At 68.6% G+C, this 599-nt stretch carries 1 pseudogene; it reads right to left on the reverse strand.

The features are described from left to right. Positions 1 to 226 precede the first annotated feature (226 nt). Positions 227 to 599, reverse strand: a pseudogene (locus F8271_RS31700) (hypothetical protein); the annotation flags it as partial.

The following is a 599-nucleotide window of genomic DNA, read 5'->3' on the forward strand; positions in this document are numbered from 1 at the left end:
CAACGTCAACGGCATGATCATGCCTTGTCAAGACTCTCCTGCTGATCGGTTCAAGCCATTACAGAGCAGGCGGACACGGCTGGCATGAGCGGCTGCTACGGTGATCGCGGGTAGGCGGCGCGAGTTCACATCCTGTCTTTTCCGGGGGCATCTATAGGTTTCGGCGCGTGCAATGCACGCGCCGTTTCTGTATTCCTGCCGTCAATTTGGGCGTGACGTTCAAACGTCAATTCGGCAGGGCTGGGTACGTCCGGAACGGCACCCCGTGCTGCGCGGCCTGTGACCGGATGGACAGCGCGTGACCTTGGCAGGCCGAGAGGTACGCGCCGGGGGTGAGCAGCACCCGGTACGGGGCGGCCAGGCCACACAGGCGGGAGCGGTTGACCACGTAGAACGGGCAGTCTCCGAGGTCGACCGGGGACACGTAGTCCCGTTGCCCGATCGCGACCAGTAGCCGGATGGTGTCGGGGCCGACCACGTACGGGCTGCCGGTGGGCACCGCCACCGGGGCCGTCAGGGGCGCGGGTGCCGGGCGCGAGGCCGGTGGGGCCGGGGCGGGGCGAGCGGCCGGCGGCGAGGTGCGCGGCCGGGAGAGCTCG

The organism is Micromonospora sp. ALFpr18c (assembly GCF_008868155.1).
Classification (GTDB): Bacteria; Actinomycetota; Actinomycetes; order Mycobacteriales; family Micromonosporaceae; genus Micromonospora.